21 protein-coding genes and 1 tRNA gene are annotated in these 23999 nt (G+C 72.6%); 14 read left to right on the top strand and 8 right to left on the bottom strand.

Annotation, left to right across the window (positions count from 1 at the left end; translation table 11 throughout):
• Window positions 1–105 precede the first annotated feature (105 nt).
• The 3 genes from AB0K92_RS07960 to AB0K92_RS07950 all read left to right on the top strand — a co-directional run bounded on the left by AB0K92_RS07960 (window position 106) and on the right by AB0K92_RS07950 (window position 2916).
• Complete coding sequence (locus AB0K92_RS07960; protein WP_365920482.1) at window positions 106–933, top strand: glycerophosphodiester phosphodiesterase; 828 nt, start codon at window positions 106–108, stop codon at window positions 931–933.
• Between the two features lie 89 nt (window positions 934–1022).
• The gene (locus tag AB0K92_RS07955; protein ID WP_365920480.1) at window positions 1023–1661 is read left to right on the top strand and encodes an ATP-binding protein; all 639 of its coding nucleotides are present in this window, start codon (window positions 1023–1025) and stop codon (window positions 1659–1661) included.
• A 289-nt stretch (window positions 1662–1950) separates the two neighbouring features.
• A complete protein-coding gene (locus AB0K92_RS07950; RefSeq protein WP_365920478.1) occupies window positions 1951–2916 on the top strand; it encodes a DUF5926 family protein in 966 nt (321 codons plus the stop codon).
• Window positions 2917–3171: 255 nt separating this feature from the next.
• Here the strand turns inward: AB0K92_RS07950 and AB0K92_RS07945 are convergent, their stop codons facing one another.
• Together AB0K92_RS07945 and AB0K92_RS07940 are read right to left on the bottom strand one after the other, a co-directional pair.
• Window positions 3172–3819 (bottom strand): hypothetical protein, encoded by a 648-nt coding sequence (locus AB0K92_RS07945; RefSeq protein WP_365920476.1) that lies wholly within the window; start codon window positions 3817–3819, stop codon window positions 3172–3174.
• A 331-nt stretch (window positions 3820–4150) separates the two neighbouring features.
• Window positions 4151–4816 (bottom strand): bifunctional DNA primase/polymerase, encoded by a 666-nt coding sequence (locus AB0K92_RS07940; RefSeq protein WP_365920474.1) that lies wholly within the window; start codon window positions 4814–4816, stop codon window positions 4151–4153.
• A 491-nt stretch (window positions 4817–5307) separates the two neighbouring features.
• Between AB0K92_RS07940 and AB0K92_RS07935 the strand changes: the two genes are divergently transcribed.
• A complete protein-coding gene (locus AB0K92_RS07935; protein WP_365920472.1) occupies window positions 5308–6822 on the top strand; it encodes a PP2C family protein-serine/threonine phosphatase in 1515 nt (504 codons plus the stop codon).
• A 109-nt stretch (window positions 6823–6931) separates the two neighbouring features.
• Window positions 6932–8389 carry an aminopeptidase P family protein gene (locus AB0K92_RS07930; protein ID WP_365920470.1) on the top strand — a complete coding sequence of 486 codons (1458 nt, stop codon included), beginning with the start codon at window positions 6932–6934 and terminating at the stop codon, window positions 8387–8389.
• A 191-nt stretch (window positions 8390–8580) separates the two neighbouring features.
• On the opposite strand, the gene AB0K92_RS07925 is transcribed toward AB0K92_RS07930, so the two are convergent.
• Window positions 8581–9027, bottom strand: a complete 447-nt coding sequence (locus AB0K92_RS07925) for an ATP-binding protein (protein WP_166000307.1) — start codon at window positions 9025–9027, stop codon at window positions 8581–8583.
• 219 nt (window positions 9028–9246) lie between these two features.
• Here AB0K92_RS07925 and AB0K92_RS07920 point away from each other — a divergent pair, with 219 nt between their 5' ends.
• From AB0K92_RS07920 to AB0K92_RS07880, 9 genes are all read left to right on the top strand, one after another.
• On the top strand, window positions 9247–10053 hold the full coding sequence (locus tag AB0K92_RS07920) for a hypothetical protein (protein WP_365920468.1): 807 nt from the start codon (window positions 9247–9249) through the stop codon (window positions 10051–10053).
• Window positions 10054–10534: 481 nt separating this feature from the next.
• The gene (locus AB0K92_RS07915) at window positions 10535–11314 is read left to right on the top strand and encodes a YcnI family protein (protein WP_365920466.1); all 780 of its coding nucleotides are present in this window, start codon (window positions 10535–10537) and stop codon (window positions 11312–11314) included.
• A 94-nt stretch (window positions 11315–11408) separates the two neighbouring features.
• Window positions 11409–12062 (top strand): SCO family protein, encoded by a 654-nt coding sequence (locus tag AB0K92_RS07910; RefSeq protein WP_166005030.1) that lies wholly within the window; start codon window positions 11409–11411, stop codon window positions 12060–12062.
• On the top strand, window positions 12059–12544 hold the full coding sequence (locus tag AB0K92_RS07905; RefSeq protein WP_365920464.1) for a copper chaperone PCu(A)C: 486 nt from the start codon (window positions 12059–12061) through the stop codon (window positions 12542–12544). The genes AB0K92_RS07910 and AB0K92_RS07905 overlap by 4 nt, the downstream gene beginning before the upstream one ends.
• Before the next feature lie 13 nt (window positions 12545–12557).
• Entirely contained in the window at window positions 12558–14615 is a 2058-nt protein-coding gene (locus tag AB0K92_RS07900; protein ID WP_365920462.1) for a copper resistance protein CopC, read from the top strand.
• 10 nt (window positions 14616–14625) lie between these two features.
• Entirely contained in the window at window positions 14626–15921 is a 1296-nt protein-coding gene (gene efeB / locus AB0K92_RS07895) for an iron uptake transporter deferrochelatase/peroxidase subunit (protein ID WP_365920460.1), read from the top strand.
• Window positions 15922–16250: 329 nt separating this feature from the next.
• A complete protein-coding gene (gene pheA, locus AB0K92_RS07890) occupies window positions 16251–17183 on the top strand; it encodes a prephenate dehydratase (RefSeq protein WP_166000295.1) in 933 nt (310 codons plus the stop codon).
• Between the two features lie 540 nt (window positions 17184–17723).
• Window positions 17724–19001, top strand: coding sequence for a serine--tRNA ligase (gene serS, locus AB0K92_RS07885; protein ID WP_365920457.1), 1278 nt, complete (start codon window positions 17724–17726; stop codon window positions 18999–19001).
• The gene (locus AB0K92_RS07880) at window positions 18998–19807 is read left to right on the top strand and encodes an HAD family hydrolase (protein ID WP_365920455.1); all 810 of its coding nucleotides are present in this window, start codon (window positions 18998–19000) and stop codon (window positions 19805–19807) included. Before serS ends, AB0K92_RS07880 begins: the two co-directional genes overlap by 4 nt.
• A 92-nt stretch (window positions 19808–19899) precedes the next feature.
• On the opposite strand, the gene AB0K92_RS07875 is transcribed toward AB0K92_RS07880, so the two are convergent.
• From AB0K92_RS07875 to AB0K92_RS07855, 5 genes are all read right to left on the bottom strand, one after another.
• Window positions 19900–19984: transfer RNA gene (locus AB0K92_RS07875), tRNA-Ser, on the bottom strand.
• A gap of 307 nt (window positions 19985–20291) precedes the next feature.
• A complete protein-coding gene (locus tag AB0K92_RS07870) occupies window positions 20292–21011 on the bottom strand; it encodes an ABC transporter permease subunit (protein WP_166000290.1) in 720 nt (239 codons plus the stop codon).
• Between the two features lie 9 nt (window positions 21012–21020).
• Window positions 21021–21932 (bottom strand): ABC transporter ATP-binding protein, encoded by a 912-nt coding sequence (locus AB0K92_RS07865; protein WP_365920453.1) that lies wholly within the window; start codon window positions 21930–21932, stop codon window positions 21021–21023.
• On the bottom strand, window positions 21929–22837 hold the full coding sequence (locus AB0K92_RS07860; protein ID WP_365920451.1) for an ABC transporter permease: 909 nt from the start codon (window positions 22835–22837) through the stop codon (window positions 21929–21931). Before AB0K92_RS07860 ends, AB0K92_RS07865 begins: the two co-directional genes overlap by 4 nt.
• A complete protein-coding gene (locus tag AB0K92_RS07855) occupies window positions 22827–23789 on the bottom strand; it encodes an ABC transporter ATP-binding protein (protein WP_365920746.1) in 963 nt (320 codons plus the stop codon). Before AB0K92_RS07855 ends, AB0K92_RS07860 begins: the two co-directional genes overlap by 11 nt.
• Window positions 23790–23999: the final 210 nt, after the last annotated feature.

Raw genomic sequence — 23999 nt, 5'->3', positions numbered from 1 at the left:
GGTCACTCTTTATATAGGATTTTTCAGCTGCAAGCGCCGTATCCCGGACACTCTGAAAGCCCCACCGGTCCGACGGCTACCCCGTCCCGGTGGCACCATGACGCGGTGACCCCTGCACGGCAGCACCGGATTCAAGTCGTCGCCCACCGCGGGGCCTCCGAGGAGGCTCCCGAGCACACCCTGGCCGCGTACAAGAAGGCGATCGAGGACGGGGCCGACGCCCTCGAATGCGATGTCCGGCTGACCGCGGACGGCCACCTCGTCTGTGTGCACGACCGCCGGGTCAACCGTACGTCGAACGGCCGCGGAGCCGTCTCCGCCCTGGAGCTCGCCGATCTCGCCGCGCTGGACTTCGGCTCCTGGAAGAAGACCCCCGCGGGACGCGCGCGGGACGAGGACCCGGACTGGGAGCACCGCCCCGAGGACCCCGCCGAGACCTCCGTGCTGACCCTGGAGCGGCTGCTGGAGCTGGTCGCCGACGCCGGGCGCCGCGTGGAGCTGGCCATCGAGACCAAGCACCCCACGCGGTGGGCCGGTCAGGTCGAGGAGCGGCTGCTGGTGCTCCTGAAGCGGTTCGGACTGGACGCCCCGGTGACCCCGCAGGAGTCGCCGGTGCGCGTGATGAGCTTCTCGGCGCGCTCGCTGCACCGCGTGCAGGCCGCCTCCCCGACGCTGCCGACCGTCTATCTGATGCAGTTCGCCTCGCCCCGGCTGCGCGACGGGCGGCTGCCCACGGGGGTCCGGATCGCCGGCCCCTCGATCCGGATCGTCCGCAACCATCCGGCCTACGTCGAGCGGCTGCGGCAGGCCGGGCACCAGGTGCACGTCTGGACCGTGAACGAGCCGGACGACATCGACCTCTGCGTCGAGCTGGGGGTGGACGCGATCATCACCAACCGTCCCCGCGAGGTGCTGCACCGGCTCGGCCGCTGACCGGGACGCGCGGCGCCGCGGGGAGCCGTCGCGGGGTTGCCGTCACGGGGAGTGCTCCGGCGCGTTCGGTAGGTATTCGATCGTTGCGAGTGCGTCACCGGACAGGAACCGGCCGGTTTCCGGTACAGGCCAATGGGGCATCCACACCGTGGCGTGGGGCGAAGGAGGTCTCGGGGGTGGCGTTGGTGGTGGCACAGGAAGTGCCCACGTCGTCGAGCATGGCCGTACCCCATGGCCCTGCGGGCGTGGGTGAGGCGAGGCACCGGATGCGCGATCAGCTGCGCAGAGGTGGCGTGGCCGAATCGGTCATCGACGATGCCGTACTGATCCTTTCCGAACTGCTGAGCAACGCGTGCAAACACGGCCGCCCCCTGGGCAACGCGCTCGCCGGGGACGGTGACGTACGGGCCGCCTGGCGGGTCGACCCCTGCGGCCGGCTGGTCGTCGAGGTGACGGACGGCGGCGGCCCGACCCGCCCCGCCCCGGCCACCCCGTCGGTCACCGCCCACGGAGGCCGCGGGCTCAACATCATCACGGCCCTGGCCGACGACTGGGGGGTCCGGGACGAGATCCGCGGCGAGGTCACCGTATGGGTCGTGGTCCACGCGGATGTCCATGATCCGGATGCCGGGCGGCGCCGCGACGATTTCGCTACGCGCGTCACCGCCCCCGCGGTGGCCGCCATGCCGGAGCTGGACTTCGCGGACGCCTTCGACGACCTGGACTGACCGGCCGACCGGCCGACCTGCGGACCGGCGGGCCGGCGGGCCGACCGACCATCGGCACGGTCGGCTGACCGGCTGACCGGCTGACCCGCCGACCCGCCGACGGGCTGACCGGCCGACCCGCCGACGGGCCGACCGGCCGCCCCGCCGACCGGCCGACCGGCCGACCCGCCGACCGGCTGATCGGGGCGGCCGGCCGGACCCACTTGTCCACAGGGTCCCGTCGGCCATGACGCGAACGGCTAGGCTCCCGCCGTACGACGAGACGAGCCGTCACCGGGAGACACCCACCATGGCGAAGAAGCGACCCCAGACGAAGGCCAAGCGGCCGCAGATCACCGACGGTGAGATCCCGGTCGTCGGCGCCCGTGAGCCCTGCCCCTGCGGCAGCGGCCGACGCTACAAGGCGTGCCACGGCCGGGCCGCCGCCCAGGCCGTGACCGAGCTGGTCCACCGCCCGTTCGAGGGACTGCCCGGCGAGTGCGACTGGGTGGCCCTGCGCGAGCTGGTGCCCGCCGCCACCGTCCGGCTGACCCTGAAGGGCGGCCTGCCGGAGGGTGTCCCGTCGGTCACCCTGGCCACCGTCCTGCCCATGGCCTGGCCCGCGCTGCGCCGCGAGGACGGCTCGGTGCTGCTGGGCCTGCAGAACGACACGGCGTCCGGCGACATCAGCCGGGACCTCGCCGACACCCTCCAGCGCGCGCTTCAGGCCAAGCCCGGCACCCCCGTCCAGGCCCGCCGCGCGCCGGCCGACGGCCCGCGCCTGCAGGACCTGCTCGACCCGGAGGGCCCCTTCGAGCCGGTGGTGCACAGCGGCTTCGAGTTCTGGGTCCCGGACCCGCAGAACGCCACGCCGGAGGTGACCGCCTCCCTGGAGCGCGCCAACGCCGCGGCCATCCCGACGGTGAAGCTGACCGGCGTCGACGCCGCCTACTGGTGCGAGACCCCGGAGAAGAACCACCTGCGCTGGGTCATGCCGCACCCGGAGGAGCGGCTTCTGGACGCCCTCGCGCGGCTGCACGCCGCGGGCCGCTCCAGCCTCGGCGAGGGCACCCGTCTGGTGGGCTCCTTCCGCGCTCACGGGCTCATCGTCCCGGTCTGGGACCTGCCGAGCGGGGTCTCCGCCGAGGACACCGAGAAGCCCGCGGCCGAGTTCGCCGAGCGCCTGGCCGCGGCCCTGGCCACCGAGGAACCGCTGACCGCCGACGAGCGCCGCGCCCGCGGCGGACTCACCAACCGGCAGGTCACGCTCAGCTGACGCCCCCCGCGGGGACCGGGCCGGGCTGACCGGTCGGTCAGCCGGACCCGACCCCGCACCCACCGGTGACTCCGGTCACAACTCCCGCTGGAACAAGGCGAGTCGGTGTCCGAATAGCCGAGGGAAACGCGAGCTAGAATTTGCGAACTGCCGATCTCTTGTTACCGTTCGATTAGCCCGGTTGCTGGTGCATCCCCCGTCGCCAGCAACCGGGTCTTTTCGTCCGCGACGCCGTGTACGGCGCGCCGCCACGCGTCAACTGCCGGTGACCGGCGCCGCGTTGCTGCCGACGCGCAGCAGCAGCGGCCCCCGGCCGCCCCGCTCCGCGAACTCCGCGACCGCCGTGTACCGCGCCGGCTCGCCCCACCCGGCCTCGCGCGGCGTCTCACAGCTCGCCGGCTCGTCCCCGGCACCCACCGCACAGCGGATCTGCACGGTCCGGTCGGCCGGACCCATGAGGGTCAGTACGGCGTCCAGGGCGTGACCGGTGGCATTGCGGTAGTAGGTGCGCGCCCAGGTCTCCTCGCCCTGCGTCAGCACACAGGTCTGCGCCTCGATGCCCTCGGGCGCGGTGAGCTCGGGACCGCAGCGGGCGGCGGTGGCCAGGCCGAGCCCGAGCGGGAAGGGGGAGCGCCGGCCGTCGTGCGCGGTGTCGCCCCGGACCCCCGGCGCCTTGCCGTCTGCGGCGCCTTCGTCCTGCCGGCCCGCGGGGTTCCGGACGTCCTCCCGGTCCGTCGAGTCCCGTACGCCGTCGCCGTCCCGGCCCGCGAAGTCACCCGCTCCGGCACCCTCGCGCCCGTCCGCCACCGAGGAGCCGCCGGCGCCCGCCGAAGCGCCTCGCCCGTCCACCGAGTCCGCCGCGCCCACCGAGTCCGCCGCGCCCACCGAGTCCGCCGCGCCCACCGAGCGCCCGGTTTCCCGCGAGCCTCCCGAACCCACCGAACCCGCCGACCCCACCGACCCCAGCGACCCCGCGGCCGCGACGGCCAGCGGCAGACCCAGCGCGCACACCACCGCACCCGCCAGCGCGAACCAGCGGATCCGGCGGACTCGTGGCCCGCCGCGGCGCGGCGTGCGGGACCTGCCGCGCCCGGGTTGGCGGGATGCCTGGCGCCCGGGTTCGCGGGATGCGTGGCGCCCGGGCGTTCGGGGGCCGTGGCCCCCAGAGTGACGCAGCATGAACGGGACGATAACGAGCCCGGCCGCGCGCCCGGTTCCGCGCGCTCCCGACACCCTAGAACTCGGGCGCGCTCACACCCGTACGAGTGAGGGCGTCGACCACGGCGTCCACGACGGCCTCGACGTCCGGCACCCAGGGGGCGGCCGAGCCGGGCAGCGGGGCGCGTTCCCAGCGGACGCGCCCCTGGCCGGTCTCGGAGGGGGGCAGCGCGAGATAGCCGCCCTCGCCGTGGAAGCGCAGCGAGCCGGGGACGAAGTCCTTGGCGTACAGCAGCTCGCCCAGCTGCTCCATGGAGTACGGGCGGACGAGCACGGCCCATCGGGTCCGCGAGGCGACGACGGGGCCGAGGCGCATGCCCTCGCGGTCGAGCGTGGCCAGGGCGCGGGCGGCGGCGGGGGCCGGCAGACTGACCGCGCACGGGGCCTTGCCGCCGGTGGCCAGGATGATCGGTGCCGTCGGCCGGTTGGTCCACCACCAGCGCACCATGCGCGCGTCGGTGGTGGCCGCGAGCAGGCCGGGGTCGAAGGGGTGGGCGCCGGGCACCGTGCACTCCGGGTCCGGGCAGCCGCAGCGGTCGCGCCCCTGCGGGTCGGACGCCACGCCCGGGAGTACGGGCCACTGCCATTGAGAAGCGAAGGTCAGGGCCGCGCCGAGCACCTCACGGCTCCCGTCGTCCCGCCTGGACAGGAGCCTGCGTCGCCTTCCGAGGATCTCGCGCATGAGCGCTCGTTCCTTTCCGTTGCACGCCTGGCAACACCGTGGTCCACATCACATCATGTGTCGATCACTTCACTGTGCGTACCTGCTGGCGCATCACACCCCTGCGTCGAAGCGCGGGGACCCCCTGGGGGTCGAGCGTTGGCTGCCTCCGCCCCGTGCGTCTTTCACGAGCATGGGCGTGGCGGGGGGTGGCGAAGTGTGGCGTTTCGCCGTCTCGCGTATTTCTCTCCGCCGCCGCCACGGGAGGATGGGGCACGGTCGTCGGTGGATAGGACGCCCGGGTCCGTCGCCAGGTTCCGGGTGGTTCCCAACCACCCCTGGCCTTCCCCGAGTACGTACCCATCACGACCGCTGTGACGCTCCGTCGAGCAAGCCCAGTCGACCGCAATATGCGCTTACACGGGGCAGTTTCAAGCCAACTTTGCCTTTTTGCAAGGGATCTGTCTCCAGATCCCGGAAATCCCACAGACACCAGGAATCCCACCAGGACAATGCTGGACATCTCCTCGCGACTGCGTGTACATGTGGAGACATTGCCAGCGGCGCAGATTGACATGGGGGTTTGCGATGCTTTTGAGCAATACGCGCCGGTCGGAAAGCCGGACGCCATGAACGCCCCGCACCCTCCGAAAGTGGCCGGAATCGATTCAACGGTCCCCGCCCCCGCACACACTGTCGCGTCCGCGTCGCTGGCCACGGGCGTCCCCGCCGCCACCACCGGACCGGGAGCCCTCCTCCAGGACCGGCTCGCCGGCTGGGTCTCGGATCTCACGACCCTGCACGAACTCACCGAACGCCTGGCCCGCACCGGCTCCCTGCCGGACGCGCTGCAGGAGGTGCTGCGCGCGGGCGCCGCCCTGGTGGGCGCCCGGCGCGGACTCGTCGCACTGGAACCCTCCGGCGGCCAGGACCCCCCCAGCACCGTCGGCCTCGGCCTCGGCGCGTCGGATCTCGGCCACCTGGAGACCGTCCCGCGCACCGCGCTGCCGTACGCCGAGCTGCTGGAGGTGCCCGCCGGACGGCCCGGCGGCGCCACGGAGAGCGTCCACCCCGATCTGTTCGCCGAGGAAGGGCTCGATCCCCGCCACCGCGAGGTGGCCGCCCGCCTCGGCTACGCCGCGAGCTACGCCGTCCCCCTGTCCACCGAGACCGCGGGCCGCCTCGGGGCCGCCGTATGGCTGTACGACGAGCCCGCCGAGCCGGTGGAGCGGCGGCGCCACCTCGTGGCTCTGTACGCCCGCTACGCCGCCGAACACCTCGCCCGGCTGCTCGAAGTCGAACGCACGCGCGCGTGCATGACGACGATCGCCGAGGAGCTGCTGCCCTCCCGGCTGCCGCGGGTCTCCGGTGTGCAGCTCGCCGCGCGCCACCGCAGCGGTCCGCGCGGCGGCGGCGACTGGTACGACGCGCTGCCGCTGCCGGACGCCGCCCTCGGGCTCGCCGTCGGCTCCGTCACCGGGTCGGGGCCGAGCGCGATCGCCGCGATGGGCCGGCTGCGCGCGTCGCTGCGGGCGTACGCCGTGATGGAGGGCGAGGACCCGGTCGCGGTCCTGTCCGACCTGGAACTGCTGCTCCGGCTCACCGAACCGGCCCGCTCGGCCACCGCGCTGTTCGCCTTCTGCGAGCCCGCGCTGCGCAAGCTCACGCTGGCCGGGGCCGGGCACACGCCGCCGCTGGTGATCGGCGAGCGGCGCACCGAGTTCGTGGAGACCTCCGTCTCGGCCCCGCTCGGGATGCTCGCCTGCTGGGAGGCGCCCAGCGTGGAGCTGTACGCCGAACCCGGAGAGACGGTTCTGCTGTACACCGACGGGCTGCTGCACCGCACCGGCGACCCCGTCGACCGCGCCTTCGCCCGGCTGCACGCGGCCGCCGCGGGCCTGTCCCGCGCCAAGCGGCGCGACCCGGAGGCGATCGCCGATCACGTGCTGCGCGCGATGCTGCCGGACGGCCTCGACGAGGCCGACCACGAGGAGGACGTCGTGCTGCTCGCGGCCCGCTTCGAGTGAGCGCGGCCCGCGCGCCGGCGGACGACGGCGGCGGCTCCTTCGCCCCTGGGCCTCCACCTGTACGACCGTACGATGGGGGAGGTCCAGTGCCGTACCTAGGAGGATGACCGTGGCGGACGAGCTCACCCCGGAGACCCCAAAAGAGACCGAAGAGCCGATCAAGCAGCGGAAGAACGGACTGTACCCGGGCGTGTCCGACGAGCTGGCCGAGAACATGAGGACCGGCTGGGCCGACACCGAGCTGCGCGACCTGGAGCCGATCCCCCAGGCCGGCCGCACCGCCGCCCGCCGCGCCGCGCTGTCCGCCCGCTTCCCCGGCGAGCGCCTGGTGATCCCCGCGGGCAACCTGAAGACCCGCTCCAACGACACGGAGTACCCCTTCCGCGCGTCGGTCGAGTACGCCTACCTCACCGGCAACCAGACCGAGGACGGCGTCCTGGTCCTGGAGCCCACCGCCGACGGCCACCAGGCCACGATCTACCTGCTGCCCCGCTCCGACCGCGAGAACGGCGAGTTCTGGCTGGACGGCCAGGGCGAGCTGTGGGTCGGCCGCCGCCACTCCCTCACCGAGGCCGAGAAGCTGTACGGCATCCCCGCCTCCGACGTGCGCGAGCTGACCGGCAAGCTGCGCGAGGCCACCGGCCCCGTGCGCGTCGTACGCGGCTACGACGCCGGCGTCGAGGCCGCGCTGACCGACAAGGTCACCGCGGAGCGCGACGAGGAGCTGCGGGTCTTCCTCTCCGAGATGCGGCTGGTCAAGGACGACTTCGAGATCGGCGAGCTGCAGAAGGCCGTCGACTCGACCGTGCGCGGCTTCGAGGACGTGGTGAAGGTCCTCGACAAGGCGCAGGCGACCTCCGAGCGGTACATCGAGGGCACCTTCTTCCTCCGCGCGCGCGTGGAGGGCAACGACGTCGGCTACGGCACGATCGCCGCGGCCGGCCCGCACGCCTGCACGCTGCACTGGGTGCGCAACGACGGGCCCGTGCGCTCCGGCGACCTGCTGCTGCTCGACGCGGGCGTGGAGACCCACACGTACTACACCGCCGACGTCACCCGCACGCTGCCGGTCAGCGGCCGCTTCACCGACATCCAGAAGAAGATCTACGACGCCGTCTACGAGGCCCAGGAGGCCGGGATCGCGGCGGTGAAGCCGGGCGCGAAGTACCGCGACTTCCACGACGCCGCCCAGCGGGTGCTGGCCGAGAAGCTGGTCGAGTGGGGGCTCGTCGAGGGCCCGGTCGAGCGGGTGCTGGAGCTGGGGCTGCAGCGGCGCTGGACGCTGCACGGCACCGGGCACATGCTCGGCATGGACGTCCACGACTGCGCCGCCGCGCGCACCGAGACGTACGTCGACGGCACGCTGGAGCCGGGGATGTGCCTGACGGTGGAGCCGGGCCTGTACTTCCAGGCCGACGACCTGACCGTGCCGGAGGAGTACCGGGGCATCGGGGTGCGGATCGAGGACGACATCCTCGTCACCGAGGACGGCAACCGGAACCTGAGCGCCGCGCTGCCGCGGCGGTCCGACGAGGTCGAGGAGTGGATGGCCTCGCTGACGGGCTGAGGCCGGACGGGGCGAGGGCCGGGTGCCGTGAGGGTGCCCGGCCTTTGTCGTGCGGCGGGTGCGTTCGGGCCCGGCCTTTGTCGTGCGGCGGGTGCGTTCGGGCCCGGCCTTCGTCGTGCGGCGGGTGCGTTCGGGCCCGGCCTTCGTCGTGCGGCGGGTGCGTCCGGGTGCGTTCGGTGCGTTCGAGCAGGTCAGGACGCGGTCATCAGCGGTGCGTTGTCGCGCCACTTGAGGATCTTGTCGAAGCTGACCACCGCGCCGCCGCGGCCCGGCCGGTTGGCGAAGTGCACGTGGTCCGCGAGCTCCCGGATGAGGCACAGGCCGCGGCCGTGCTCGGCCTCGTCGGAGGCCGGGACGCGGGCCGTGCGGGAGGGGGCGCGCGCGAAGCCCGGACCCGAGTCGGTCACCTCGATCCGGCATTTCTCGCCGTCCAGGTAGGCGGTGACCCGGAACGCGCCGGAGGAACGGCCGCCGCCGTGCTCGACGGCGTTCGCACAGGCCTCGGTGAGGGCGACGGACAGGTCGTAGGAGACCTCCGGGTCGACGCCCGCCGTCTCCATCGTGCCGAGCAGCAGACGCCGGGCGAGCGGCACGCTCGCGGCGTCGCGCCGCAGATGCAGTGACCACCAGATGCTCATGCTCCAGCCTCCTGGGCGCCGTACGCGTGGCGGCGGCTCGACATACCGTTACGTATTACCGCCCGCACCCGCGTGTAAGCCCTCCGTCAGCGTGATGCCGCCCATACGGGGGATGTGCCCGCGGCGCCAATCGGTGTATGTGGGGCCGAATGCGTCAGTCGGCGATTTTGTGGACCTGGCGTACGCCGGCCCTGGGGCCAGTGGGATGATGAGGCCGCCATGTCTGCCCCCCATCAGCGCCCGGCGCGCTCCGGAGGAGATCTCCGGGTCCTGCGGGCCGCGGTCTTCGCCGCGGTCTGCGTCGTGCTGGCCGCGGCCGGTCACGCGCTGGCGTCCTGCGCCGCGGTGCCGCTGTGGACGCTGGGCGTGGGCTTCCTCGGGGCGGCTCTCGTCGTCGCGCCGCTCGCCGGACGCGCGCGGTCGCTGCCGGGGATCGCGGCCCTGCTGACGGGCGGGCAAACGCTTCTGCACATGCTCTTCGGGCTGGGGCAGCACACCACGGCGAGCGCCGCGACCGCCTCGACGGCGGCGGACGCCTCGCTCGTCCGGCAGGCCGCGCGGCTGGTGTGCGGCACCACCGCCGCGGCCCTCAGCCCCGACCAGGCCCGGCGCATCCTCGCGGACGCCCGGATCGACCCGGGCACCCATCTGGCGCACCAGCCGGGGGACGCCCTGTCCACCGCGCCCGGGTCCTGGGCCTCGCTGCTGCCGTCCCTGCCGATGCTGCTCGGCCACCTGCTGGCGGGACTCGCGGCGGGGTGGCTGCTGCGGCGCGGGGATCTGGCGCTGCTGCGCATCCTCGGGCTGTCGGCGGAGGCCGTCGCCGACGGGGCGCTCGCCGGTTTCCTGCGCGGGGCGCTCGCGCTGGCGCGCGCTGTGTGCGCCGGGCTCGTGGCCGCACCGCACGCCGGGCCGCGCGTCCCGTGCGCCGCGGGGCCGGAAGTGCGCGAGCCGCGCACGCTCGTACTCCAGCACACGGTGATCCGGCGCGGCCCGCCGGCCGAGGGGTTCCTTCTCGCCGCCTGACGCGACGCGCCCCTCACTCCGCCACGGACCTCGTTCCGGCCGGCCGTGCGGGGAAGAGCGCCGCTGTCGCGCGGCACGCGCGCGCGTGCGCAGCCGTCTTCGACGACGCGGGCCGTCTCACCGACGGCGCCGATCCGTTCGCGGCGGTGCGTCCCGTCTCCGACGGTGCCTTCCGTCTGTGATGGTGCGGGCTGTCTGTGATGGTGCGGGTTGTCTGTGATGCCGGTCGTCGTTCGATGGCGCGGGCCATCCGGCGTGGTGCTGGCCGTCGTTCGATGGTGGGCCGTCCTGGGTGGTGCCGGTCGTCGTTCGATGGTGGGCCATTCGTGGCGGTGCCGGCCGTCGTTCGGTGGTCGGCCGTCCGTGGTGGTGCCCACTGTTCGGCGGTGGGTGTCGCTCGCGCGCGTACGTACCTCTTCTCAGCAGTGGACCGTCAGTGGTCCATCACCGGACTTTCACTCGAAGTGGAGTGCTCATCGCCATGAAGGCTTCCCGTATCGCCGCCGCCGGCGCCCTCGCCGCCTCGGCCGTCATCGCCCTGTCCGTGCCCGCCTTCGCGCACGTCACCGTGCAGCCCGAGGGGACGGCCGCCAAGGGCGGCTACGCGATCGTGGACTTCCGCGTCCCGAACGAGCGGGACAACGCCTCGACCACCAAGCTGGAGGTCAGCTTCCCGAGCGACCACCCTCTGACCTCGGCGCTGCCGGTGCCGGTCGACGGCTGGGACGTCAAGGTCACCAAGACCGAGCTGGACAAGCCGATCGAGTCGCACGGCGAGAAGATCACCGAGGCCGTCTCCAAGATCACCTGGACGGCGAAGGGCGACGGCATCGAGCCCGGCTTCCTGCAGAAGTTCCCCGTCTCCATCGGCCAGCTGCCCGAGGACGCCGACGAACTGGTCTTCAAGGCGATCCAGACGTACTCCAACAAGGAGGTCGTGCGCTGGATCGAGGTGCCGCAGGAGGGCCAGGAGGAGCCGGACAGCCCGGCGCCCGTGCTGCCCCTGGCCGACGCCGCGGACGGCCACAGCCACGGCGCGTCCGACGCGTCCTCCGGTCCCGGCGACGAGGCCGAGGACTCCGGGGAGAAGGCCGACGAGGCGTCCGACGACGCCGAGGCGGCCGCGCAGACGACCGCGTCCGAGGACTCCGGGGACGGCACCGACACCACCGCCCGCGTCCTCGGCGTCGTCGGCATCGTCGTCGGCGGGGCCGGTGTGGCGTACGGCGTTCTGGCCGGCCGCCGGCGCTCCGACGCCTGAGGCTCATTCCGCTCGCGGTGGGCGCCGGACCGGGTCACGTCCGGTCCGGCGCCCACCGGGCAACTCACATCTGGGACAACTCTCCATGCTCTCTGTGCGCAACAAGACGCTCGCGGCGCTCGCCCTGACCGCCGCCGCCACCCTCACCCTGTCCGCCTGCGGCGGCGAGGACGCCTCCTCCGGCTCGCCCGTCTCGGTGGTCTCCGAGGAGCCCGGCTCCGACAAGGCCGCCACCGTCCTCGACCAGCCGTTCGAGAAGCCGGACCTGGTGCTGACCGACACCCGCGGCGAGAAGTACGACCTCCGCGAGGAGACCGCGGGCAAGCCGACGCTGATCTACTTCGGCTACACCAACTGCCCCGACGTGTGCCCGCTGACGATGAACAACATCGCCGTCGCCAAGAAGCAGCTGCCGAAGGCGCAGCAGGACGAGCTGCGCGTCGTCTTCGTCACGACCGACCCCGAGCGGGACACCCCGGAGGCGCTCCGCACCTGGCTGAAGGGCATCGACCCGCAGGCCGTCGGCCTGACCGGCGACTTCGCCACCATCCAGGCCGGCGCCCGCACCCTCGGCATCTCCATCGAGCCGCCGAAGAAGGAGAAGGGCAAGGTCGTCTCCATGCACGGCACCCAGGTCGTCGCCTTCTCCCCGAAGACCGACGCCGGGTACGTCCTCTACGGCGAGGACGCCACCGTGGACGACTACATCAAGGACCTGCCGAAGCTGGTCGAGGGGAAGAAGCCGTGAGGCGGCTCGCGATTCCGCGGAGGCGGCCGGCCACGGTCGCCGCCCTGCTCACGGCCGGGGCGCTCGCCCTCGCCGGCTGCGGCTCCGGCGCGGACTCCGGATCCGGTGACGGGCCCGACCTCTCCGTCAGCGGCGCCTACATGCCCCAGCCGGTCTCCGCCTCCATGGCCGCCGGGTTCCTCACCATCACCAACGACGGCGGCACCGCCGCCGAGCTGACCGAGGTCACCAGCGACCTCGGCGAGGTCACCGTGCACGAGACCGTGGGCTCCGCGATGCGGGAGATGACCGACGCCAAGGTGCCCGCCCACGGTGAACTGGTGCTGGAGAGCGGCGGGAACCACCTGATGTTCGAGAAGCTCACGCGCAAGCCGAAGCAGGGTGAGACGGTCGAGGTCGAGCTGCACTTCGCCGGGACCGACCCGGTCACCGTCGAACTGCCGGTGAAGCCGGCGACGTACCGCCCCACGTCCGGACACTGAGAGAGGGAACACCGTGACGCAGACCGCCGCCCCGCGCGTCCGGAGCCTGGTGCTGCTGCTTCTGGCCGTCGCCGCCGCGCTGCTCGCCGGCGCGGCGCCGGCCTCCGCGCACGCCGCGCTCACCGGCAGCGACCCCCGGCAGGGCGCGGTCGTCGACAAGGCGCCCGAACAGGTCTCCCTGACCTTCTCGGAGACGGTCTCGCTGTCCGACGACTCGCTGCGGGTGCTCGGCCCGAAGGGCGAGCGCGCGGACACCGGCGAGGCGCGCGGCACGGGCGCGACCTACAGCGTGACGCTGCGGCCGGGCCTGCCCGACGGCACCTACACCGTGTCCTACCAGGTGGTCTCGGCGGACAGCCATCCCGTCGCCGGGGCGTTCACCTTCTCCATCGGCGCGCCCTCCGCGACCAGCGTCACCGTGGCCGAGCAGGCCGCGGGCGGCGGAGTCGTCGGGTTCCTCTACGGGCTCGGGCGCTACGCGTCGTACGCCGGGTTCATCGTGCTCGCCGGCGGTGCCGCGTTCACGCTCGCCTGCTGGCCGCGCGGCACGGGCGTACGGGCCGTCCAGCGGCTGGTCGTCTCCGGCTGGGTGACACTGACCGCGGCGACGCTCGGGCTGCTGCTCCTGCGCGGGTCCTACACGTCGTCCGGGAAGTTCGGGGACGTCTTCGACCTGGAGCTGCTGGGGCAGGTGCTGCAGACCAAGACCGGTGCGGCCCTGGTGTCGCGGCTGCTGCTGCTCGCCGCGGCGGCGCTGTTCATCGCGGTGCTCTTCGGGGCGTACGCCAAGCAGATCGAGGGCGGCGCAGAGGGCGGGGACGCCGAGGGCGAGGACGCCGAGGGCGAGGACGCGGCCGCCGAGAAGGAGAGCCGGGATCTGGCCTTCGGGCTCGGTGTCGGCGGGGTCGTCGTGGCCGCCGGGCTCGCCGCCAGCTGGGCCATGGCCGAGCACGCCTCCACCGGACTGCAGCCGGGGATCGCCATGCCCGTCGACGTGGTGCATCTGCTGGCGGTCGCGGCCTGGCTCGGCGGGCTGGTCACGCTGCTCGTCGCGCTCTACCGGGCCCCCGCCGGGACACCGCTGGACGCCACGGCCGTACGGCGCTTCTCGCGGGTGGCCTTCGGCAGTGTGCTGGTCCTGGCCGCGACCGGGCTCTACCAGTCCTGGCGCCAGGTCGGCTCCTGGTCGGCGCTCACCGGCACCCGGTACGGGCAGCTGCTGTGCGTCAAGGTGGCGCTCGTGGTCCTGCTGGTCGGGGTCGCGTGGATCTCGCGGCGGTGGACCGGGCGGCTGACGGACACGGCGGTGCCGGACGCAGTGGCGTCGGACGCGGCAGCGGCGGGTGGCGCGGGGGCCGCAGGTACCGAGGGCGCGCCGGATGCCGTGGAGACGGACGGTGCGACGCGCGACGGGCGCGCGGAGCGGGTGGCCGCGCGGGCCGGCGGCGCCGGTACGGCAGCAGCCGAGGCCGGCTCGGAGACGTCCGAGGCCGACCCGGAGCGGGCCGCTCAGCTTGCCCGGCAGCGGGCCGCCGTCGACGCGGCGCGGCAGAAGCGGCTGCGGGACGCGGACCCGAACCGGTCCGGCCTGCGCCGCTCGGTGCTCGCCGAGGCGGGGGTCGCGGTCGTCCTGCTGGCGGTCACGACCGTGCTCACGTCCACCGAGCCGGGCCGTACCGAGGAGGAGGCCAAGGCGGCCGCGGCGGCCTCGTCGTCGGCCTCCGCGACCGGGACCGTCACGCTGGACATGCCGTTCGACACCGGCGGCGAGGACGGCAAGGGCGTCGTCCGCATCGACCTCGACCCCGCGCGCACCGGGGCCAACGACATGCACGTCTATGTGACGCGGCCCGACGGCCGGGTCTTCGACGTCCCCGAGGTGAAGGTCGCCTTCACCCTGGAGTCGCAGGACATCGGGCCGCTGCCCGTCGTCCCCGACCACATCACCACCGGACACTGGTCGGCGAGCGGAGTGCAGATCCCCATGGCGGGCGAGTGGAAGATCGCCGTGACCGTGCGGACCTCCGACATCGACCAGGTGACCGTCGACAAGAACGCGCAGATCGGCTGAACCGCACACCATGGCTGACCACACGGCTGACCCGTCCGCCCCGCAGGCCCGCAGGCCCGGCGCGCCCCTCGCGGGCGCTGCGTCGGGCCCCGGCGGGGGCATCTCACGCCGCCGGCTGCTCGGCACCGCCGGGGCGACCGGGCTGGTGCTCGGCGCCGCGGGCGGTGCCGTGGGCCATGCCGCGGCACCCTCCCCGGTGACCCCGCTCACCTCGCTGGGCGCCGAGCAGGTGATGTTTCACGGGAAACATCAGCCCGGCATCACCACCCCGATGCAGTCCCGCGGCCATCTGGTCGCCTTCGACCTCGCCCCGGGCGCGGGCCGCAAGGAAGCCGCCGCGCTGCTGCGCCGCTGGTCGGAGACGGCCCGGCGGCTGATGGCGGGCGAACCGGCCGGCCAGGACGACACCGGCGTCGCCCGGGACGCCGGACCGTCCTCGCTGACGGTCACGTTCGGCTTCGGCCACAGCTTCTTCGGCCGTACGGGTCTGGAGAAGCGGCGCCCGGTCGCCCTCGACCCGCTGCCCGACTTCTCCTCCGACCAGCTGGACAAGGCGCGCAGCAACGGTGATCTGTGGGTGCAGATCGGGGCCAACGACGCGCTGGTCGCCTTCCACGCGCTGCGCGTGATCCAGAAGGACGCTGGCGCCGCGGCGCGGGTGCGCTGGCAGATGAACGGCTTCAACCGCTCGCCGGGCGCCACCGCCCACCCCATGACGGCCCGCAATCTGATGGGGCAGGTCGACGGCACCCGCAATCCGAAGCCGGACGAGCCCGACTTCGACCGGCGGATCTTCGTGCCGGAGAGCGGGGAGCCCGACTGGATGGCGAACGGCTCCTACGCCGTCGTACGCCGGATCCGGATGCTCCTCGACGACTGGGAGAGGCTGTCGCTGCCGGCGCAGGAGGCCGTCATCGGGCGCCGCAAGTCCGACGGGGCGCCGCTGTCGGGGGGTGACGAGACCACCGAGATGGACCTGGAGAAGACCGACGCCGAGGGCAATCTCGTCGTGCCGGTCGACGCGCACGCCCGGATCACCCGGCCCGACCAGAACGGCGGCGCGGCGATGCTGCGGCGGCCCTTCTCCTTCCACGACGGCATCGACGCCGACGGGGTGCCGGACGCGGGGCTGCTGTTCATCTGCTGGCAGGCGGATCCGCTGCGCGGTTTCGTGCCGGTGCAGCGCAAGCTGGACCGCGGGGACGCGCTGTCGCGGTTCATCCGGCACGAGGCGAGCGGGCTGTTCGCGGTGCCGGGCGGGGCGGCGGAGGGCGAGTATGTGGGGCAGCGGCTGCTGGAGGGGTGAGCGGCCCCGGCCCCTGCGGCCCCGGCCCGGCTGCGGTTCCGGCCCGGCTGCGGTTCCGGCCCGGTTCCGGCTCCGGCCGGGCGGCGGGTCCGACCAAGCGGTGGCTTCGGCCGTGCGGTGGCTTGGGCCGTGCGGTGGCTTGGGCCGTGCGGTGGCTTCGGCCGGGCGGCGGATCCGGCCGGGCGGTGGCTTCGGGCGGTGGCTTCGGCCGGGCGGCGGATCCGGCCGGGCGGTGGCTTCGGCCGGTGGCGGGGCCGCGGTGTCACTCCCCGGTGGGGCTTCGGTGAGACGTACCAGCCGGCGTACGACGGGCCCATTAGGGTGAGGTCATGCCAGCGAGCTATGCGTATCTCGGTCCTGAAGGCACCTTCACCGAAGTCGCCCTGCGCACGCTTCCGGAGGCGGCGACCCGGGAGCTGATCCCCTATGTGTCGGTGCAGTCCGCGCTGGACGCGGTGCGGACCGGCGAGGCCGAGGCGGCGTTCGTGCCGATCGAGAACTCCGTCGAGGGCGGTATCACCACCACGCTCGACGAACTCGTCGCGGGCGACCCGTTGATGATCTACCGCGAGGTGCTGCTGTCGATCACCTTCGCCCTGCTGGTGCGGCCGGGCACCCGGCTGTCGGACATCAAGACGGTTTCCGCCCACCCGGCCGCCCAGCCGCAGGTGCGCAACTGGCTGAGGCGGAATCTGCCGGACGCCACCTGGGAGTCGGCCGCCTCGAACGCGGACGCCGCCCGGCTGGTGCAGGAGGGGCGCTACGACGCGGCCTTCGCGGGGGAGTTCGCGGCGGCCCGGTACGGCCTGGAGCCGCTGGAGACCGGGATCCACGACGCGGAGAACGCGCAGACGCGGTTCGTGCTGGTGGGCCGCCCTGCCCGGCCCGCGGCGCCGACCGGTGCGGACAAGACGTCCGTGGTGTTGTGGCAGCGCGACGACCACCCGGGTGCGCTGCGCGATCTGCTGGGCGAGTTCGCCTCCCGGGGCATCAACCTGATGCTGCTCCAGTCCCGTCCGACGGGCGCGGGCATCGGCAACTACTGCTTCTGCATCGACGCCGAGGGCCACATCTCGGACCGCCGGGTCGCGGAGGCGCTGATGGGGCTGAAGCGGATCTGTCTCCAGGTGCGCTTCCTCGGGTCGTACCCGCGGGCCGACGCCCGGCCGGGTGAGGTGCTGCCGCCGCGGCAGGGCACCTCGGACCAGGAGTTCACGGCGGCGGCGGACTGGGTGGCGCGCTGCCAGGACGGCCGCTTCTAGGGCCGTTTCCGGCCAGTCCTACCTGCTGATTGTCGTTATCCACAGAAGTTATCCACAGGTCCGCTTCTCGACCTGGGGACAAGTCGACAACGAAGCGCCACTCAGTCGACAAATCGGCCTACAGACGGCAAGGCCGTCCACAGGTGTACAGGTCACCCTTCGTCCACCTGTTTCCTTCGATCAATCCTTTGGGGTGACCCATTTCCACTCGAAAGTGGGGCGGGAGCTGGGGTGGATCGCTAATTCCTCGCCCTGATCGCCTGATTCGGAATGATCAATTCCGGTGTCCACAGATCTTTCGCACAGCCTGTGGATAACTTTTCCGGCCTGTGGATTTCTGCGGCCGGGGCGCCCCCAAGTCCCGTTCTCCACAGGGAAATCCGGTCAACGCGGGCCCATGCGCCGTGCCCCGATCCGGCGAGTGAGATCCTTTTCTTGACGTCACCCACCACACCGGGCAATTAACCCATAACGGAGCGTAAGTCGCAGTGCGGAATAGGGGTTCGTGAGCCGTCACCCCGCACCGGTAGCCTGGAGCGCGTGATTGACCTTCGCCTGCTCCGTGAGGACCCCGACCGTGTGCGCGCATCCCAGCGCGCCCGTGGAGAGGACGTCGCGCTCGTCGACGCTCTCCTGTCTGCCGACGAGCGGCGCAGGTCGTCCGGCGTCCGCTTCGACGAGCTGCGCTCCGAGCAGAAGTCGCTCGGCAAGCTGATCCCCAAGGCCTCCGGTGACGAGAAGGCCGAGCTGCTCAAGCGGGCCGAACAGCTGAAGGCCGACGTCAAGGCCGCCGACGCCGAGCGCGACGCGGCCGACGCCGAGACCCAGGAGCTGCTGCTCAAGCTCGGCAACCTCGTCCACCCCGACGTGCCCGTCGGCGGCGAGGAGGACTTCGTCACGCTGGAGACGCACGGCACGATCCGCGACTTCGCCGCCGAGGGCTTCGAGCCCAAGGACCACCTGGAGCTGGGCCAGCGGCTCGGCGCCATCGACGTGGAGCGCGGCGCGAAGGTGTCCGGCTCCCGCTTCTACTTCCTCACCGGCGTCGGCGCCCTGCTGGAGCTGGCGCTGGTCAACGCCGCGATGGCGCAGGCCACGGCGGCGGGCTTCACGCCGATGCTGACGCCCGCGCTGGTGCGCCCGCGGTCGATGGCCGGCACCGGCTTCCTCGGCCAGGCCGCGCAGGACGTGTACCACCTCCCGAACGACGACCTGTACCTGGTCGGCACCTCCGAGGTGGCGCTCGCCGCGTACCACATGGACGAGATCATCGACGCCGACCGCCTGCCGCTGCGCTACGCGGGCTTCTCGCCCTGCTTCCGCCGCGAGGCCGGCTCGCACGGCAAGGACACCCGCGGCATCTTCCGCGTGCACCAGTTCGACAAGGTCGAGATGTTCTCGTACGTGGCTCCCGAGGACTCCCAGGCGGAGCACCAGCGGCTGCTGGAGTGGGAGAAGCAGTGGCTGACCTCGCTGGAGCTGCCGTTCCGGGTGATCGACGTCGCCTCCGGCGACCTCGGCTCCTCGGCCGCCCGCAAGTTCGACTGCGAGGCGTGGATCCCGACCCAGGGCAAGTACCGCGAGCTGACCTCGACCTCGGACTGCACCGAGTTCCAGTCCCGCCGGCTGTCGATCCGGGTCCGCGAGGGCAAGCAGGTCCGCCCGCTGGCCACGCTCAACGGCACCCTGTGCGCCGTACCGCGCACCATCGTGGCGATCCTGGAGAACCACCAGCAGGCCGACGGCTCGGTGCGCGTGCCCGAGGTGCTGCGTCCCTATCTGGGCGGCCGTGAGGTCCTGGAGCCGGTCGCCAAGTGAGTGACGCCACCGGGTTCCCGTACCGGCTGATCGCCACCGACCTCGACGGGACGCTGCTGCGCTCCGACGAGTCGGTCTCGCGGCGCACCCGTGACGCGCTCGCCGCGGCCTCCGCGGCGGGCGCCGCGCACATCGTCGTCACCGGGCGCGCGGTCCCGTGGACCCGGCACATCCTCGACGACCTGGGCTACGACGGCCTCGCCGTGTGCGGCCAGGGCGCCCAGGTCTACCACGCCGGGGAGCACCGGCTGCTGACCTCGGTGACGCTGGACCGGCAGCTGGCCGGGGTGGCGCTGGCCAAGATCGAGGCGGAGGTCGGCCCGCTGTACCTCGCGGCGAGCCGGGACGGCCTGGACGGCGATGTCCTGGTCGGGCCGGGCTACGAGGTGCAGGGCACCCTGCCCGCGACGCCCTTCTCGGACGCGGCCGACCTGTGGACCGCCCCGCTGAACAAGCTCTACATCCAGCACCCGGACCTCGGGGACGACGAGCTGGCGGAGATCGCCACGCGCGCGGCCGGCGGTTTCGTCACCGTGGTCGTGGCGGGCGAGGGCATCGTGGAGCTGCTGCCGCTCGGCCTGTCCAAGGCCACGGGCCTGTCCCTGGCGGCGCGGCGGCTCGGCCTGAAGGCGGCCGACACGATCGCCTTCGGTGACATGCCCAACGACATCCCGATGTTCGGCTGGGCGGCCCACGGTGTGGCCATGCTCAACGCGCACGAGGAGCTGAAGGCGGTCGCCGACGAGGTGACGTCCTCCAACGAGGAGGACGGCATCGCGGTGGTGCTGGAGCGGTTGCTGGGCTGAGGCCCTGGGGGTCCAGCGCTGCTGCTTCTGTTTCTGCGGGCTGCTGCTGTGCGTCTGCGTCTGCGTCTGTGTCTGTGTCTGCGTCTGCTCTGCGGAGGATGCACGGATCGAACGTGCGCGGGGTGACCCCCGACCGCGGCTTAGCAAGCCGGTGCCTTGCCTCTCGGCCAATCCTCCGGGTGGGCGGCCCACGCGGGCTCGGCGCTCGCGTGCTCGAAGCGGCCGCCCCGGGCAGCTCCCCGTGTTCCGCGGGTTCTACGGAGCGGTAACGGCTGCTCCGGAGCCCGCGGGCCGGCTGCCCTGTCGGGAGCCCGGCGTACTGCCGTGCAGGGGCATCGCCGAACTCCTCTCCCGGCTCGTGGTGGGACGACCACCACTGTGCCGGGGCGGAGGAGTCCGGCGCCACCGATTAAATGCGTCCGTACGTTCGATTCCCTGGCGGGTCTGTCCTCACGAGGAGCGGCCGGGGAGCGTCCGGGTGCGTCTACTCCTCTCCGGCCAGCGTCAGCGTGCGCAGCTTCCGGCCGGCGTACCAGGTGGCGAGGACGGTCACCGCGGCCAGCAGGACCGCCGCCGTGGTCAGGCTCACGTCGGAGGTGATGAGGTCGCCGCCGGAGACCTTCTGGGCGACGGCCAGCGACCACTGCTGGACGCTCAGCGTGCGGGCGCCGGGGACCAGGGAGCCGAACAGGGCCTCCCAGACCAGCGCGTAGACCAGGCCGAACACCACGGCGTGCCGGGAGACGGTGCCGAGCAGCAGGAACAGCGCCGCGTAGGCTATGGAGGCGACGAGCGCGGCGACCGTGTAGGCGACGGCGATCTGCTGGCCGTTGCCGTTGAGGATCAGGCCCGCCACCAGGGTCGGGACCGCGGAGAAGACCATGGTCACGGCGATGGCGACGATCAGCTTGGTGTAGATGATCGTCGGCCGCTTCAGCGGCTTGGACAGCAGATACACCACGGAGCCGTCGTCGATCTCCGGGCCGATCGCGCCGGTGCCGGCGATGACGCCGATGATCGGCACCATGGTGGCCAGCGCGAAGCCGCCGAGGACGTTCGCGGCCGTCTGGTCGTCCGCGCCGGACAGGGTGCGCACCACGACGGCGATCACGATCAGCAGCAGCGGCAGCGCGCCGAGGATGAGGGCCCGGCGGCGGCCGAGCAGGGCCCGGTAGGTGAGCCGGGCGACGGTGGGGTCGTACATTTCGGCCTCCTACGCCGCGACCAGATACGAGAAGACGGACTCGAGGGACTCGTCGGACGGCGAGACCGTCAGCAGGCGGATGCCGTGCTCCCGGGCCACCCTGGGCAGCAGGGTGGTGAAGCGGCCGAAGTCGACCGCCTGGATGCGCAGCGCGCCCTCGGCGAGGTCCACCTCGATGCCGGCGGTCGACGGGTCGGCGATCAGCGCGGCGGCGAGGGCCCGGTCGTCGCTGGAGCGGACCAGGTAGCGGTGCGGGCGGTCGGTCATCAGCCGGCGGATGCGGCGGAAGTCGCCGCTGGCCGCGTGCCGTCCCGCGACCACCACCTCGATGTGCCAGGCCAGCTGTTCGACCTCTTCGAGGATGTGGGAGGAGAACAGCACCGTGCGGCCCTCGTCGCCCATCCGCCGCAGCAGGTCCATCAGCTGCATCCGCTGGCGCGGGTCCATGCCGTTGAAGGGCTCGTCGAGCAGGAGCAGCGACGGGTCGTGGACGAGGGCGCTCGCCATCTTCACGCGCTGCCGCATGCCCTTGGAGTAGGTGGCGATCTTGCGGTCCTGCGCGTACTCCATCTCCACCGTGGCGAGCGCCTTCTGGGCCTCCTTGGCGCCCAAGCCGTGCAGTTCGGCGTTGGCGAGGACGAACTCGCGGCCGGTGAGGAAGTCGTACATCGCCTCCCGCTCGGGGACGATGCCGATGTGCCGGTAGATCCGCTCGTTGCGCCACACGGGCTGTCCGTCGAGGGTGACGGTGCCGGTGGAGGGGGCGAGGAAGCCGCCCATCAGGTTGATCAGGGTGGACTTCCCGGCGCCGTTGGGGCCGAGCAGGCCGGTGACGCCGGGGCCGATCGTCATGGTGATGTCGTTGACGGCGACCACGTTGCCGAACCAGCGGGAGACGTGGTCGATGCTGAGCGTGGTCACAGGCCGACCTTCCGGTAGCGGCGCATCAGCAGGCCGTAGCAGCCGGCGATGAGGCCGAGGGTGACGAGGACGTAGACGGCGCCCTGGGCGTCGGTGGGGTTGGTGTTGCCGGGGAACGTCGACGTGGCGCCGAGGAACGCGGACTGGACTCCCTCGATCAGGGTGATCGGGGAGAAGAGGCCGATCCAGCCGATGGCGTCGGTGGTCTCCTGTTCGAAGGCGATGGCCTGGAGGGTGGACACCGCGCCGTAGGAGATGGTCAGCACGGCGATCACGGCCGCGACGCCGAAGCCCCGGCGCGGGGTGACCGCGGCGATGACCAGGCCGATCCCGGCGAAGAGCAGCGAGAGCAGTGCCACGGAGACGAGTCCCTGCGCGAATCCCTTGGTCTGTTCTGTGAAGTCCAGCTTGGCGAGCAGCGCGCCGGCGTAGAGCACGATCAGCGGGGTGGCGGTCAGCAGGAACATCGCCGAGGCCAGCGCCGCGTACTTGGCGCGGACGTAGTCGGCGGTCTCCATCGGGCGGGAGAAGTACAGCGGGACCGTCTTGAAACGCAGGTCCAGGGAGACCGCCTGCGGGGCCTGCGCGGCGACGTACAGGCTGATCACGGCCTGGAGGAGGATCGCGTAGCGGGTGTAGTCGAGCGGGAGTTCGTTCGCCTTGGTGGCGACGGCCACGGCGACGAGGATGCCCGCCGGCAGGCACATCACCACGAACAGCAGCATCGGCAGCACCTTGGACTTGGCCGAGCGGCCGAGGCCGTACGCGCCGCGCAGGGACTGCGAGTACAGGGAGCGGCGGGCGTAGGCGCGGCCGAGGCGCGGGCCGTCGTAGCTGCGGTAGCCGATGTTGTGGATGCGGGTCTGGTCGCCCGCGGGGGCGGTGACGGGCTGCTCAACTGCCATGGCCCACGGCCTCCTTCCGCTGGTCGCCGGTCTCCTGGAAGACCTCCGAGATGTGGTGGCGGCGCTGCTCCATGCGGACCAGGCCGAGGCCCAGGCCGGCGACGGTGTCGCGGACCAGGTCGTACGTCTCCTCGCCCTGGGCGGTCAGCAGCAGGACGTGGCCGGCGCCGGGCAGGCTGCCGCCGTGCTCGACGGTGATGCCGCGCGCGGCGAGCGCCTCGCGCATCGCGCGGGTGCCGTCGGGGTGCTCGTCGCTGTCGGTGACCTCGATCGCGAGGGTGGTCGTGGTCTGGGTGAAGTCGGTGGTGGAGCTGGAGCGCAGCAGCTTGCCGCCGTCGATGACGACGACGTGGTCGCAGGTGCGTTCCAGCTCGCCGAGGAGGTGGGAGGTGACCAGGACCGAGATGCCGAAGTCGGTGTGGATGCGGCGGATCAGGGCGAGCATGTCGTCGCGGCCGACCGGGTCCAGGCCGTTGGTGGGCTCGTCCAGGAAGACCAGCTGCGGGTCGTGGACGAGGGCCTGGGCGAGCTTGACGCGCTGCTTCATGCCCGTGGAGTAGCCGCCCATGGGGCGGTACCGCTCCTCGTACAGCCCCACGTGCCGCAGGGTGTCCGCGGTGCGTTCGCGGGCGGCGGCGGGCGGGAGGCCGGACATCCGGGCCATGTGCACGACGAACTCGGTGGCGGAGACGTCGGGCGGCAGGCAGTCGTGCTCCGGCATGTACCCGACGCGCTCGCGGATGGCGGCGCCCTCGGTGGCGACATCGAGTCCGAGCACTTCGGCGCGGCCCTCGGTGGCCGGGGACAGGCCCAGCAGGATCTTGATCAGTGTGGACTTGCCGGCACCGTTGGCTCCGACGAGCCCGGTGACACCGGGCCCGACGTCCACGGAGAGCCGGTCAAGCGCGGTCACCCGGGGGAACCGCTTGCTCAGGCTTTCGGTCGCGATCACAGTCACGTCGAAGACGGTAGTGACGCCGGACACGCCTGGTCGTCAACCCGCAGAGCTGTCCTCGCGTCAGACTCCAGTCGTACGGGCCCGTAGGGGATGCCGTGCCTGAGAGCTACGGAACGCGTCCGACCAGCGCCTTTCTTTCCCCTTCCGGCGACCTCGATCACGCCTATTGACGCGGACTCTAACAAGCTGGGAGATTCGCTCCCG

Source organism: Streptomyces sp. NPDC052687 (genome assembly GCF_040678395.1).
In the GTDB taxonomy this organism is placed as follows: domain Bacteria; phylum Actinomycetota; class Actinomycetes; order Streptomycetales; family Streptomycetaceae; genus Streptomyces.
Note: the sequence above shows the minus strand (reverse complement) of the source record. Positions and strands in the feature narration are given on the sequence as shown.

Excerpts from the sequence above, each read along its gene's own strand:
- AB0K92_RS07950 (WP_365920478.1), top strand. The coding sequence starts at position 1,951 with ATGGCGAAGAAGCGACCCCAGACGAAGGCCAAGCGGCCGCAGATCACC.
- AB0K92_RS07940 (WP_365920474.1), bottom strand. The coding sequence starts at position 4,816 with ATGCGCGAGATCCTCGGAAGGCGACGCAGGCTCCTGTCCAGGCGGGAC.
- AB0K92_RS07935 (WP_365920472.1), top strand. The coding sequence starts at position 5,308 with ATGCTGGACATCTCCTCGCGACTGCGTGTACATGTGGAGACATTGCCA.
- AB0K92_RS07925 (WP_166000307.1), bottom strand. The coding sequence starts at position 9,027 with ATGAGCATCTGGTGGTCACTGCATCTGCGGCGCGACGCCGCGAGCGTG.
- AB0K92_RS07920 (WP_365920468.1), top strand. The coding sequence starts at position 9,247 with ATGTCTGCCCCCCATCAGCGCCCGGCGCGCTCCGGAGGAGATCTCCGG.
- AB0K92_RS07915 (WP_365920466.1), top strand. The coding sequence starts at position 10,535 with ATGAAGGCTTCCCGTATCGCCGCCGCCGGCGCCCTCGCCGCCTCGGCC.
- efeB (WP_365920460.1), top strand. The coding sequence starts at position 14,626 with ATGGCTGACCACACGGCTGACCCGTCCGCCCCGCAGGCCCGCAGGCCC.
- pheA (WP_166000295.1), top strand. The coding sequence starts at position 16,251 with ATGCCAGCGAGCTATGCGTATCTCGGTCCTGAAGGCACCTTCACCGAA.
- AB0K92_RS07870 (WP_166000290.1), bottom strand. The coding sequence starts at position 21,011 with ATGTACGACCCCACCGTCGCCCGGCTCACCTACCGGGCCCTGCTCGGC.
- AB0K92_RS07860 (WP_365920451.1), bottom strand. The coding sequence starts at position 22,837 with ATGGCAGTTGAGCAGCCCGTCACCGCCCCCGCGGGCGACCAGACCCGC.